8 protein-coding genes are annotated in these 13,270 nt (G+C 74.7%); 7 read left to right on the forward strand and 1 reads right to left on the reverse strand.

Annotation, left to right across the window (positions count from 1 at the left end):
- Positions 1–6: 6 nt before the first annotated feature.
- Complete coding sequence (locus ABT048_RS05335; protein WP_350519946.1) at positions 7–537, reverse strand: SHOCT domain-containing protein; 531 nt, start codon at positions 535–537, stop codon at positions 7–9.
- 56 nt (positions 538–593) lie between these two features.
- On the opposite strand from ABT048_RS05335, the gene ABT048_RS05340 reads away from it, so the two are divergent.
- The 7 genes from ABT048_RS05340 (at position 594) to ABT048_RS05370 (ending at position 13,250) form a co-directional block, all read left to right on the forward strand.
- Complete coding sequence (locus tag ABT048_RS05340; protein ID WP_350519947.1) at positions 594–1,706, forward strand: protein kinase family protein; 1,113 nt, start codon at positions 594–596, stop codon at positions 1,704–1,706.
- A 161-nt stretch (positions 1,707–1,867) separates the two neighbouring features.
- Positions 1,868–3,610 (forward strand): serine/threonine-protein kinase, encoded by a 1,743-nt coding sequence (locus tag ABT048_RS05345; RefSeq protein ID WP_350519948.1) that lies wholly within the window; start codon positions 1,868–1,870, stop codon positions 3,608–3,610.
- Between the two features lie 153 nt (positions 3,611–3,763).
- Entirely contained in the window at positions 3,764–5,395 is a 1,632-nt protein-coding gene (locus tag ABT048_RS05350) for a succinic semialdehyde dehydrogenase (protein WP_350519949.1), read from the forward strand.
- A gap of 60 nt (positions 5,396–5,455) precedes the next feature.
- Positions 5,456–7,291 carry a GMC oxidoreductase gene (locus ABT048_RS05355; protein WP_350519950.1) on the forward strand — a complete coding sequence of 612 codons (1,836 nt, stop codon included), beginning with the start codon at positions 5,456–5,458 and terminating at the stop codon, positions 7,289–7,291.
- 120 nt (positions 7,292–7,411) lie between these two features.
- Positions 7,412–9,373, forward strand: a complete 1,962-nt coding sequence (locus tag ABT048_RS05360) for a hypothetical protein (protein WP_350519951.1) — start codon at positions 7,412–7,414, stop codon at positions 9,371–9,373.
- Between the two features lie 1,047 nt (positions 9,374–10,420).
- Positions 10,421–12,016, forward strand: a complete 1,596-nt coding sequence (guaA, locus tag ABT048_RS05365) for a glutamine-hydrolyzing GMP synthase (protein WP_350519952.1) — start codon at positions 10,421–10,423, stop codon at positions 12,014–12,016.
- A 217-nt stretch (positions 12,017–12,233) separates the two neighbouring features.
- Positions 12,234–13,250, forward strand: a complete 1,017-nt coding sequence (locus tag ABT048_RS05370; protein WP_350519953.1) for a QcrA and Rieske domain-containing protein — start codon at positions 12,234–12,236, stop codon at positions 13,248–13,250.
- The last annotated feature ends 20 nt before the right edge of the window (positions 13,251–13,270 follow it).

Genomic DNA, 13,270 nt, shown 5'->3' on the forward strand with positions numbered 1-13,270 from the left:
GCGGGTTCAGCCGATCAGGCGCTGCTTGGCCCGGCTGAACTCGTCCTCCGTGAGCGCCCCGGACGCGCGCAGCGCGGCCAACCGCTCCAGCTGTCCGACGAGTTGCTCGCCGTCGGAGGGCGCGGCGGCGGCCGGCTTCCCCGGCGCCGCGGCGGTGCGGGCGAGCCGGGCGGACTCCCGGAGCTGCTCGGCGAAGACGTCCGCCTTGACCACGTCCTCGAAGCGGTGCGAGCCGGTCAGCGCGACGACCGTCAGCACCTCGCCGTTGAGCTTGGTGCGGTTCACGGTGGCGCCGGTGACGGCGGTGAGCGGAACCGGTACCGGCGGCTTCCCGTCCTTCAGGAAGAGCAGCCGGTGGGTGGTCAGTACGAGCACCCCCTTGCGGAAGTGGTCGGGGTGGCGGCCGGCGGTGGAGGCGACCGGCTCCTCGCCGTCGACGACGGCGGCCTCCACCGTGCGGACGGCCTCCGCCCGATTGGCTCGGTCGGTGTTCCCCGCCACCGTGAAGGCGGTGTCGATCAGATCGGTCCAGTCCATGGGCCGAGCGTAGGGGAACCGCTCAGTAGGCTGCTCGGTGAGCGAGAGGAACTGGCATGCGAGGCGGCCCCGGGCAGTTGCTGGCGGGACGGTACCGGCTGACGGACCGTCCCGAACCCTTCCGCGCCCACGCGGTGGACGAGCGGACCGGTGAATCGGTGCTGCTGCGCGCCCTGGAGCTGCCCGCCCTGCTGACCGCCGGTCAGGACCCGGAGGAGGAGGCGCCCGCCCAGGCGGACCGGCTGGTGCGGCGGGTGGCGGCGGTCGGCTCGGCCGCGCCGGCCGCGCACCCGCGGCTGCTGCGCGGGGTCGGGGCCTTCGTGGACGGCGAGTCGCTGTGGACGGCCGAGGAACGGCCGGCCGGGCAGACGGCGGCCGAGCTGCTGGTCGGCGGGCCGGTACCGCCGTACCGGGCGGCCGAGTTGGCGGCGGACCTGGCCGGCGCGCTGCGGGCGCTGCACGCGGCCGGGCTCACCCACGGCAACGTGACCGCGGAGTCGGTGCTGGTCTGCGAGGACGGCGCGGCGATGCTCGGCGGGCTGCTCGCCGGGGTGGCGCAGGAGGCGCTGGCCGAGGAGCTCGGCGGGCCGGGCGGGCGGCGCCGGTACGACGTCCGGGCCACCCTGGTGGGCCCGGTGGCGGAGCGTTGGCCGTTGGACGGCGGCCCGGCGGGCGACTGCTGGGCGCTCGGCGTGCTGGTGCACCGGCTGGTCACCGGCCGCGCGCCGTACCCGGAGGGCGGCGTGCCGGAGCTGGTGACCGCGGTGCGGGACGGGCGGCGCGAGCACTCCGCGGTCTGCGGGCCGCTGGGGCCGCTGGTCGAGCGGCTGCTGCAGCCCGATCCGGTGCTGCGGCCGACCGCGGAGACGGTGTGGCGCGAACTGGCTGAGCTGCTGGCGGGCGCGCCGGAGCCGGTGGACGAGGAGCGGGTGGCGCGGGCGGTGACGCTGAAGCCGGAGGCGCCGCTGGTGCCGGTGCGGAAGCGCCGCGGCGGCCGACGGGGTGGAAACTCCGGGGACACCGGGAATGCCGGCGGCGCCGGAAAGCGGTCCGGTGGTGACGCGAAACCGCCGCGGATACCCCCCGCCCTGCTCGGCCCGTTGCTGGTGGGGGGAGTCTTCGTCCTGCTGGCGCTGGGAATGGCCGCCGTGGTGATGTTCGCAGGCTGACGGCCCGGACGGATCGGGCAGCCCCGCTCCGGGGGGTGGGCGTGATTACCGGGGGCCGCGCGGTACGCCTAATGTGTGCGTGGGATTTGTTCGAACAGTGGTCTGCACCAGGCCCTCCGTCGCGGTGACGGCTGGCGGAATGTGTGGGGGAGCGGTCGCAGATGGGTGTGCAGGACCGGCCGGAGGCGGCCGAGGTGGAGCGGCTGCTCGCCGGGCGGTACGAGCTCGGTGAGCGGCTCGGCCGTGGCGGCATGGGCACGGTCTGGCGGGCCTGGGACCGGATGCTCGACCGCGAGGTCGCGGTCAAGGAGCTGACCGTCAACCACCTGCCCGAGGAGGACCTGCAGATCCTGCACACCCGGATGAAGCGCGAGGCCAGCGCGGCCGCGCGGATCAAGCACCCGGGCGTGATCACCGTGCACGACGTGCTGGAGCAGGACGGCCGGCCGTGGATCGTCATGGAGCTGGTCGACGGCCGCTCGCTGGCCGACGTGATCAGCCAGGACGGCACCCTGCAGCCGCGCGCCGCCGCCGAGGTCGGCAGCCAGGTGCTCGCGGCGCTGCACCGCGGCCACCAGCTGGGCGTGCTGCACCGGGACGTGAAGCCGGCCAACGTGCTGCTGGAGCGCGGCACCGGACGGGTGGTCCTGCTGGACTTCGGGATCGCCAAGTACGAGGGCTCGACCGAGCTGACCCGGCCGGGCGACCTGGTCGGCTCGCCGGACTACCTGGCGCCGGAGCGCGCCCAGGGCCAGCGGCCCGGGCCGGCCTCCGACCTGTGGGGCCTCGGCGCGACGCTGTACGCGGCGGTCGAGGGCCAGTCGCCGTTCCGCCGGGACTCGCCGATCACCACGCTGGCCGCGGTGGTCGACGAGCCGCTGCCGGAGTCGCGCCGGGCCGGGCCGCTCGGGCCGGTGCTGGCCGCGCTGATGGCCAAGGACCCGGCCGACCGTCCGACCGCGGACGAGGCGGCCCGGATGCTGGCCGAGGTGCAGGCCGGGCACACGATCGGTTTCAAGGCCGTCGCGCCGATGCGGTCGCCCACCCAGTCGGTGCCGGTGGTGGACCGCAGCGAGCGCCCCGCGGAGCCCGCGGAGGCTCCGCCGGCGGGCTCCGAGGGGCCGACCGAGCCGCAGGCCGCCGGTGTCCCCGTCGCGGCGTCCCCCGCCGTTCAGGACACCACCGGGGGCGCGGCAGCCGCCTCGCAGGCGCACACCGCTCCCGTCGCGCCGGTGGCGCACTCCGTCACGCCCGCGCGCGGCCCGGCCAAGCGCCGCAGCACCGCGAGGATCGTCGCCATCGCGCTGGCCGTCGGCCTGCTCGCGGCCGCGGGCACCTTCGGCGCCACCCGGTACGTGGTGGGCGGCGGCCCCGACGACCCGGCGCCGACCGCGCCGACCGAGTCGACCGGACCGGGGCCCAGCGGCGACGCCAGCCCCCCGGCGGCGCCCGGCGGCTACCACTGGGTCGACGACCCGGCCGGCTTCCGCTTCCCGCTGCCCTCGGGCAGCCCGGTGTGGCAGCGCTCCGCGACGTCCGACAACCAGATCTACTACAGCCCCGACAACAAGGTGCACTACCTGCAGTTCGCCGTCACCGTCGGCCAGTCGGTCAAGCCGCTGGAGCACATGCGGGAGATGGAGGGCACCGTCTCCAAGTCGCTGAAGGACTACAAGCAGCACAAGCTGACCGCCGTCGCGGTCAACGGCCACGAGGCGGCCGTCTGGGAGTTCAGCTACGCCGCCCAGGGCGGCGGCCGTCGGCGGGCGGTCGAGGCGGAGTTCATCGACGACGACGGCACCAGCTACGCGATCTACTCGTCCAGCCCGGAGAAGGGCAACGAGTGGAACGAGGCCGAGCAGCGCTTCAACGCGGTGCTCCACTACTTCACGCCGACCCGCTGACGCCGCACGCCGACCCGCTGGTGCCTTCCGCCGGCCCGCCGACGAGCCGAGCGGGACGCGGTACGGGCGGAGCGCCCCGCTTTCGCCCGACTGCGGCAGATTCTTGTTACCGACGGGTACCGGACCGGCTCCCGAAGGCCTAGGCTGCGCCGTATGTCGGACCTCACAGCAGATGCAGTGACCACCGAGCACCCCGGCGCCGGCAACCCGGCGGCCCCCGGCGGCGGCCGGACGGTCGCGTCGGCCGTTCCGCCCTCCCTGGTCGACCGGCTGGCGGCCGGCGTCACCGCCGCCGGCGAGCCCGACCTGGTGGAGACCGTCGCCCCGCTGACCGGCGAGCGGCTGGCCGGCCTGCCGCAGTCCACCCCCGCCGACGTCGAGGTCGCCTTCCAGCTGGCCCGCCGCGCCCAGTCGGCCTGGGCCGCGCTGCCGGTGCGCCGCCGCGCCGCCGTCCTGCTGCGCTTCCACGACCTGCTGCTCAAGCGGCAGGACGAGGTCCTGGACCTGATCCAGGCGGAGACCGGCAAGGCCCGGCTGCACGCCTTCGAGGAGGTGATGGCCGTCGCCATGGCCGCCCGGCACTACGGGCGGGCCGCGCACGCCTACCTCAGGGACAAGCGGCGCGGCGGCGCCCTGCCGGTGCTCACCCACACGGTCGAGGCCCGCCGTCCCAAGGGCGTGATCGGCCACATCTCGCCCTGGAACTACCCGCTGGAGCTGTCCGTCGGCGACGCGCTGCCCGCCTTCGTGGCCGGCAACGCGGTGGTCAACAAGCCCGACACCCAGACCGCGCTGACCGCGCTGTGGGCCCGCGAACTGCTGGTCGAGGCCGGGCTGCCGGCCGACCTGTGGCAGATCGTGATCGGCGACGGCCCGGTGATCGGCCCCGCCGTGGTGGAGCACGCCGACTACGTCTCCTTCACCGGCTCCACCCGCACCGGCCGGGACGTCGCCCGGCGCGCCGCCGAGCGGCTGGTCGGCGCCTCGCTCGAACTCGGCGGCAAGAACGCCATGCTGGTGCTCTCCGACGCCGACCTCGACGCCGCCGCCGCGGGCGCCGTACGGGCCTGCTTCTCCTCCGCCGGGCAGCTGTGCATCTCGATCGAGCGGCTGCTGGTGCACCGCTCGGTGGCCGACGCCTTCCTGGAGCGCTTCGCCGCCCGCACCCGGGCGCTGCGCCTCGGCGGCGGCCTCGCGTACGGCGCGGACATGGGCTCGCTGGTCTCCGTTCGCCAGCTGGAGACCACCACCCGGCACGTGGAGGAGGCGGTCAAGGCGGGCGCCACCGTGCTGGCCGGCGGCCGCGCCCGACCGGACCTCGGCCCGTTCTTCCACGAGCCGACCATCCTCGACGGCGTCACCCCGGACATGACGGTCTGCGCCGAGGAGACCTTCGGCCCGGTCGTCTCCGTCTACCGCTTCGACACCGACGACGAGGCGGTGGCCGCCGCCAACTCCACGCCGTACGGCCTGAACTCCAGTGTCTGGACCAGGGACCTGCGCCGCGGCCGGGCGGTCGCGGCCCGGCTGCGCACCGGGACGGTCAACGTCAACGAGGCCTACGCGGCCGCGTACGGCTCGATCGCCTCCCCGATGGGCGGCATGGGCGACTCCGGGCTGGGCCGCCGGCACGGCGCCGAGGGCATCCTGCGCTTCACCGAGGCGCAGACCGTCGCGACCCAGCGGCTGCTGCCGATCGCGCCCTCGTTCGGCCTGGACGACAAGCAGTTCGCCGGGCTGATGACCGGCGGGCTGCGCGCGCTCAAGGCGCTGCGCTTCCGGTAGGCCCCCGGTGGCACGCGGGCCCCGGCTCCGGGCGGGGCCCGGCTCGTGGTTCCCACACGCATGATCATCACGGTGAAGGAGCAGTGGCAGATGGTGGAGTCCGGTGGTGCGTCGGAGTTCGACTACGACGTGGTCGTGGTCGGATCCGGCTTCGGAGGGTCGGTCGCGGCACTGCGGCTGACCGAGAAGGGCTACCGGGTCGCCGTCCTGGAGGCCGGACGGCGCTTCGACCGCGACGAACTGCCCAAGAACTCCTGGGACCTGCCGAACTACCTGTGGGCGCCGCAGCTCGGGCTGTACGGCATCCAGCGGATCCACCTGCTGGCCAACGTGCTGATCCTGGCCGGAGCCGGGGTCGGCGGCGGCTCGCTGAACTACGCCAACACCCTCTACGTGCCGCCGAAGGCCTTCTTCGAGGACCGCCAGTGGCGCCACATCACCGACTGGCAGGAGGAGCTGGCGCCGTTCTACGACCAGGCGCAGCGGATGCTCGGGGTCCGGCTCAACCCGACCGTCACCCCCTCCGACGTCCACCTCAAGGCGGCCGCCGAGCGGATGGGCGTCGCCGACACCTTCCACATGGCTCCGGTCGGGGTGTTCTTCGGCGACGGCAAGGACACCGACGGGACGGCCAAGGCGGCGCCCGGCGACGAGGTCCCCGACCCGTACTTCGGCGGCGCCGGCCCGGCCCGCAAGGCCTGCGTGGAGTGCGGCGAGTGCATGACCGGCTGCCGGCACGGCGCCAAGAACATGCTCACCGAGAACTACCTCTACCTGGCCGAACGGGGCGGCGCGGAGATCCACCCGCTGACCACGGTGGCCCGGATCCGGGAGATCGACGGGGCCGACGGGGAGCGCGGCTTCGCCGTGGACGTGCGCCGTACCGACTCCCGCTCGAAGACGGACCGGGTCAAGGCGGGCGCGCGGACCATCACCGCCGCCCGGGTGGTCGTCGCGGCCGGCACCTACGGCACCCAGTCGCTGCTGCACCGGATGCGCGCCGCCGGGCACCTGCCCCGGATCTCGGCGCGGCTCGGCGAGCTGACCCGCACCAACTCCGAGGCCCTGGTGGGCGCACAGACCACCGACCGGCGCTACGGCGCCAAGGCGGACTTCACCAAGGGCGTCGCGATCACCTCCTCGATCCACCCGGACGCCAACACCCACATCGAGCCGGTCCGCTACGGCAAGGGCTCCAACGCGATGGGCGCGCTGTCGATCGCCCAGGTCAAGGGCGGCGGACGGGCCCCGCGCTGGCTGCGCTACCTGGGCAACTCGGTGCTCCACCCGGTGACCTTCGCCCGCTCGATGAACCAGCGCGGCTGGTCCGAGAAGACGATCATCGGCCTGGTGATGCAGTCCCTGGACAACTCGATCACCGTCTCGCTGAAGAAGGGCCCGCTCGGCAAGGACCGGCTCACCTCCGGCCAGGGCCACGGCGCCCCCAACCCGACCTGGATCCCGGCCGCCGAGAAGGGCGCCCAGGCGCTGGCCGCCGAGATCAACGGCTTCGCGGGCAGCACCGTCGGCGAGATCTTCGACATCCCGATGACCGCGCACTTCCTCGGCGGCTGCCCGATCGGCGACGCCCCCGAGACCGGTGTCGTCGACCCGTACCACCGGCTGTACGGCCACCCCGGGATCAGCGTGGTGGACGGCGCGGCCGTCTCCGCCAACCTCGGCGTCAACCCCTCGCTCACCATCACCGCGCAGGCCGAGCGCGCCCTGTCGATGTGGCCGAACAAGGGCGAGGCGGACCGGCGCCCGGCGCAGGACGAGGCGTACCGGAGGGTCACCCCGGTGGCGCCGGTGCGGCCGGCCGTGCCGGAGGGCGCGTTCGGCGCGCTGCGGCTGCCGATGCTGCCCGTCCCGGAAGTCCCGAAGAAGCGCGACTGAAGCCGGTCCGTGCGCCCAATCCGCCTGCCCCGGTGGTCGGTTGACATTCGTTTGGGTCCGATGGGATAAACGGGCTCCTTGGGGCAGCCCAGGGACTCGTCGAACGGGGGGAACCGGTCCATGGCCAACTGCGCAGCGTGCGGTGCGACTTCGGTGGAGGGGGCGTCGGCGTGCGGTTCGTGCGGGCGGCCGCTCGCACCCCCGCCGCCGCCCCCACCCGCCGTCGGCCCGCCGGCGGTGCCGCCGGCCGCGCCGCCCGCCGTGGCGCCGGCCGCGCCGCCCGGGTACCCGGCGGGGACCGTCCCGCCCCCGGTCCCGCCGCCGCCCCCGCCGCACGGGTACGGCCCCACCGCGGGCCCCGGCGTCCCGGCGCCCGCCCCGCCCGCGGTGGGCGGCTGGGGCGCCGGGACGCCGTACGCCCAGCCGGCGCCCTTCCACCGACTGCTGACCGGGCCCGACTGGCGCCCGGCGCTCAAGGTGGCCGTCGCACCGACGGTCGTGCTGCTGCTGGCCGCCCTGATCGCGGCCGTCCCGAGCGACTACCAGTACGAGTACCGCTTCCACTCGCCCGAGTTCGGCGACCGCTTCGGCGCGACGCTGGCGATGGCACTGAACGCGCTCGGCGCGCCGTTCAGGCTCGGCTACCAGAGCCCGCTGAGCCGGGGCCACGCCGACCGGATGGACATCGTCTTCCGGGTGGCGCCGATGACCGTCACCGTCCTGTGGTGCCTGGCGCTCTGGCTCGGACTGCGGGCCGGGCTGCAGCAGCGCAAGGCGGTGGCCGGCCAGCTGACCCGGGGCCAGGCCGCGGGCGAGGCGCTGCGCACCGCCCTGGTCCTGGCCGGGGTGACCACGCTGCTCTGGGCGTTCGGCGGCACGACCTGGCAGCCCCAGGACACCTACGGCGTCCCCGACTACACCACCACCAGCGGCCGGGACCTGTCCCGGCCGGCGGTCACCGCGGAAGCCGGCTGGCTGGAGGCGGTCGGCTGGACCGTCCTGCTGGCCGGACTGCTGGCCTTCGTCGTCTACGGCACCGACGCGCTGCGCTGGGCCGCCTGGCGCAGTAGGGCGGTGCGCGGCTGGGCACTGGCCGCGCTGACCGCCGGCCGGGCCGTGGCGGTGTCGGTGGCGCTGTCCGCGGCGGCCGCCTTCGTCCTGGTCGCGGCGAACAGCACGAGCGGCGGGCAGATCGGGCTGTCGCTGGCCTTCCTGCCCAACCTCGGCCTCACCCTGCTCGGCTTCGGTTCGGGGGCGACGTTCCAGGCCCACAGCGGCGTGTCCGGCGGCGGGACGGGCTGGGGCGACCGCAGCGAGGACCTGAACATCTCCTTCTTCGACCTGCCCGACGAGGTGACCGCCGACTGGCGCTGGGCCGGTCTGCTGGCGCTGTTCGCGGCGGGAACGCTCGGCTGGACGGCCTACCGGCGGCAGCTGGACGCCGTCGACCGGCTGCGTCTGGCGGCGGTGCACGCCGCGGCGCTCACCCTGCTGATGGCGGTGGCCGGGGCGATGATGACCCGGACCTCGTCCGTGACGGGCCTGAGCACCACCGCCGGTGTGGCGGGCCAGGAGAACTCGGTCGGGCTGACCTTCCTCACCGTCCTGGCGGCCAACGCGGTCTGGGCGGTGGTCGGTGCACTGCTGGTGCCGCCGCTGCTGACGGCGGTCCGGGGCGGGGGCGCCGCCAAGGACGCCGCGTACGCCGGGGCCCCGTACGGAGGCGTTCCGTACGGAGGTGCGCCGTACGGTGGCGCGCCGCAGGGTGCCGCCGCGCATCCGCAGCCGTACGCGCCCGTGCCGCCGGCGCCGCCGTACGGGCCGACGCCGCCGCACGGCGTTCCCGCGCAGGGCGTTCCCGAGCAGGGTGCTCCCACGTCGGTGGTCCCCGCGCCGGGCGTCCCGGCGCAGGCCGCCGCGCCGTCGGACGCACCGCCCGCCCCCGCGGCCGGGGTGAGCGAGGTGCTGGGCTCGCACGAGGCGCCGCCCACCCCCGCGGGCGGGACCCCGGTCCCCGCCGACGTGCCGCAGCCCCGGGGCGAGGAGCCGGTCGACCCGACCGTCTGGCGCGAACACCCCTGAGCCGGGCGGAGCGCCCCCGGCTTCCGGAAGGAGCGGGGGGCGCCGGGGCCGGACGGGACCGGGTGCGCGGGTGGTCGGGAGGCGTCCGGAACGGGCAAAGGGCCCCGCGGGGGAACGGGGCCCTTTGTCGTTCAGCACTCGGCGTCAGGGCCGCGCCGGTGCTGGGGTGACGGCGCCGGGGGAGGAGCGCCGTCGTGTCGGTCGGCTTCGGATCGCGCCCCGCGGCTCCGGCGTGGGTCACCGGCGGTGAAGGGCGCGCACGCTCGTGGAGCGGCGGGTGGCGTGTCGGTTCACGCAGGCCCCTTGCTCACGGAGCGTGAAGTGCAAACCGCCGTCGCCTCGCTGCGCGGCGGCTGCGGAAGGTCGTCGGCGAGCCCCTCGGTGAGCCGTCAGGTCGCCGGGAGAACCGCCTACAACGAGCATCGTGCTGGACGAAGGGCTTGCTCTGCAACCGATTCGGCACAGTTCGACCCGGCTCATTTACCGGCGGGACGGCCGTCGATGATCACGGTGCGTAGTGGTTCGGGTGGTTGCGGCGCACGCGGACGCGCGTAGCGGCGTGGGACGGACAGGGGGAGTGCGCCGGTTGCGCCCCGGATCGGGCCGGGGGTGCGACGGCCGGTCCCGGGCGTCCCCGGACTCCGGCCGTCCCACCTCTCGGCCCAGTCGCGGCCGGGTTCGCTGTCCCCTGCTGGCCGGCCGCGGCACCCGCGCACGGTCCCACGGAGCCGCGCACCCGGCGGGCCGGGCGGCGGCGCCACATGCGCCGGTGGACTGGGGTGGAGCTCCACGCGTGGTCCTGCAGCCGTACGGCGGTGCCCCCGCGGGGGTCGGTCGGCGCGTCTGGCGGACGCGGCGCGGCCGTGCGGTCGTCTGAAGCAACGAACCGGGGCCCCGTCCGGTCACGGTTCTTTGGACGGGCAGACGAGTGAAACCGGACAGCCCGGTAGAATCGGTGTCCAGACACCCCACGCCCGTCGCCACCGCAGCCCCGCAGGGGGAGGCGGCTCCGCGTGACACCCCGATACCGCTGCCGGAAGGCCGTCTGTGTCCTCTGCAATTCCCGTCCAGTCCGCGCCGGACAACGACACCGTCCTGGTGGTCGACTTCGGCGCCCAGTACGCCCAGCTCATCGCCCGTCGGGTGCGTGAGGCGCGGGTCTACAGCGAGATCGTGCCGAGCAGCATGCCCGTCGCCGAGATGCTCGCCAAGAACCCCAAGGCGATCATCCTCTCCGGCGGCCCGTCGTCGGTCTACGAAGAGGGCGCGCCGCAGCTCGACCGCGCGATCTTCGAGGCCGGTGTCCCGGTCTTCGGCATGTGCTACGGCTTCCAGCTGATGGCCAAGGTCCTGGGCGGCACCGTCGACAACAACGGTGCCCGCGAGTACGGTCGCACCCCGCTGGCCGTCTCCCGCACCGGCTCCACCCTGTTCGAGGGCGTCCCGGCGCAGCACTCGGTGTGGATGTCGCACGGCGACGCCTGCTCCGCCGCGCCGGAGGGCTTCACCGTCACCGCCTCCACCGACCTGGTCCCGGTCGCCGCGTTCGAGAACGACGAGGCCCGCCTGTACGGCGTCCAGTACCACCCCGAGGTGCTGCACTCCGACCACGGCCAGCAGATCCTGGAGCACTTCCTCTACCGCGGCGCGGGCATCGCTCCGACCTGGACCACCGGCAGCGTGGTCGAGGAGCAGATCGCCCTGATCCGCGAGCAGGTCGGCAACAAGCGCGCGATCTGCGGCCTGTCCGGCGGCGTGGACTCCGCGGTCGCGGCCGCCCTGGTCAACAAGGCCATCGGCGACCGGCTGACCTGCGTCTACGTCGACCACGGCCTGATGCGCAAGGGCGAGACCGAGCAGGTCGAGAAGGACTTCGTGGCCGCCACCGGCGTGCAGCTGAAGGTCGTCGACGCCGCCGAGCGCTTCCTGGACGCGCTGAAGGGGGTCACCGACCCCGAGGAGAAGCGCAAGATCATCGGCCGTGAGTTCATCCGGGTCTTCGAGCAGGCCCAGGCCGAGATCATCGCCGAGGCCGGCGAGCACGGTGAGTCGGTCGACTTCCTGGTCCAGGGCACCCTGTACCCGGACGTGGTGGAGTCCGGTGGCGGTACCGGCACCGCCAACATCAAGTCGCACCACAACGTTGGCGGCCTGCCCGAGGACCTGCAGTTCCAGCTGGTCGAGCCGCTGCGCAAGCTGTTCAAGGACGAGGTCCGGATGGTCGGCCAGGAGCTGGGCCTGCCGGAGGAGATCGTCCAGCGCCAGCCGTTCCCGGGCCCCGGCCTGGGCATCCGGATCGTCGGTGAGGTCACCGAGGAGCGCCTGGACCTGCTCCGCGACGCCGACGCGATCGCCCGCGAGGAGCTGACCGCGGCCGGTCTGGACCGCGAGATCTGGCAGTGCCCGGTCGTGCTGCTCGCCGACGTGCGCAGCGTGGGCGTGCAGGGCGACGGCCGCACCTACGGCCACCCGATCGTGCTGCGTCCGGTCTCCTCCGAGGACGCCATGACCGCGGACTGGTCGCGCCTGCCGTACGACGTGCTGGCCCGGATCTCCACCCGGATCACCAACGAGGTCCGCGACGTGAACCGCGTCGTCGTCGACGTCACCAGCAAGCCGCCGGGCACCATCGAGTGGGAGTGACCACTCCCGCCGGCCGCTGAGGACCGTCGCCGACGGACTCCGGCCGGAGCCTGAACGGCCGCGCCGTCGTTCCCGTACTGAAGGGAGCGGCGGCGCGGCCGTTCGCGGTGCGGGACCGCTCCCCGTGGTGGGACCTCCCACCGAAAGCGGGCAGGAGCGGGCAGAATGCGGACCGGACCTGTCAGGGAGTGGCAGGCCGAGAGGGAAGGTGTGCGGGATGTCGGAGGCCAGCAAGCCGATGCCGGCCGGCGGGGCAGCGGCCGGTCGGACCGACCGGGCGGCGCAGCTGCGCGCGCTCGCGTCGAAGTACGCGCTGCTCCCGCTGCGGCTCTTCCTCGGCGTCACCTTCGTCTACGCCGCCCTCGACAAGCTCTCCGACGGGCACTTCCTGGCCGGGGCGGGCGACCCGGCCTCCTTCGTCTCGCAGACCCAGGCGGCCAAGGCGGGCGGCAGCCCGATCTCCTTCCTGCTCGGCCCGGCACTCCACCACTCGACGCTGTTCGCGCTCGCCGTCGCCTTCGGCGAGCTGGCGGTCGGGCTCGGCACCCTGCTCGGTCTCTGGGGCCGGGTCGCGGCGCTCGGCGGCGCGCTCCTCAACCTCAGCCTCTGGCTGACCGTCAGCTGGAGCGTCGCGCCGTACTACCTCGGCAACGACCTCGCCTACCTGATGGCCTGGACCCCGCTGGTGCTGGCCGGCACCCCGTACCTGTCGCTGGACGGCTACCTCGCCCGCCGGGCCGACCGGGACCGCGCGCGGGGGCTGGGCGAGGACCACGTCAAGCGCCGGGCGCTGGTGGACGGCGGGATCGCGGCCGTCGCGATCGGCGGCGCCGGGCTGCTCTCCGGCTCGCTGACCCGCACCTTCGGCCGGGACAAGGCCGCGCCCAAGCAGTCGGCGGCCCCGGTCTCCGCCGCCCCGGCGTCCGCGCCCACGGTGCCCGTCGCGAGCGTGCCGGTCGGCGGCTCGGCCCAGGTCAAGGACCCGGCCACCGGGGACGCCGTCTACATCGTGCAGCCCAAGGCGGGCCAGTACTGCGGCCTGTCCTCGGTGTGCACCCACTCCGGCTGCGCCGTGGACGCCCCGAAGGACGGCCGGCTCTACTGCCCCTGCCACGGCTCCCGGTTCGACGCCGCCACGGGTGCGGTGGTGAACGGGCCGGCGGTCAAGCCGCTGCCGAAGTACACCGTCACCAAGGACGGCGACAAGCTGACCCTGGGCCCGCAGCAGAGCTGAGGCCCGGGGCCGGGCCCGGG

This window comes from Kitasatospora sp. NPDC096140 (genome assembly GCF_040303045.1).
Taxonomy (GTDB): Bacteria; Actinomycetota; Actinomycetes; order Streptomycetales; family Streptomycetaceae; genus Kitasatospora.

Coding starts and splice junctions, on each gene's coding strand:
- ABT048_RS05335 (WP_350519946.1), bottom strand. CDS start 537: ATGGACTGGACCGATCTGATCGACACCGCCTTCACGGTGGCGGGGAAC.
- ABT048_RS05340 (WP_350519947.1), top strand. CDS start 594: ATGCGAGGCGGCCCCGGGCAGTTGCTGGCGGGACGGTACCGGCTGACG.
- ABT048_RS05345 (WP_350519948.1), top strand. CDS start 1,868: ATGGGTGTGCAGGACCGGCCGGAGGCGGCCGAGGTGGAGCGGCTGCTC.
- ABT048_RS05350 (WP_350519949.1), top strand. CDS start 3,764: ATGTCGGACCTCACAGCAGATGCAGTGACCACCGAGCACCCCGGCGCC.
- ABT048_RS05355 (WP_350519950.1), top strand. CDS start 5,456: ATGATCATCACGGTGAAGGAGCAGTGGCAGATGGTGGAGTCCGGTGGT.
- ABT048_RS05360 (WP_350519951.1), top strand. CDS start 7,412: ATGGCCAACTGCGCAGCGTGCGGTGCGACTTCGGTGGAGGGGGCGTCG.
- ABT048_RS05370 (WP_350519953.1), top strand. CDS start 12,234: ATGTCGGAGGCCAGCAAGCCGATGCCGGCCGGCGGGGCAGCGGCCGGT.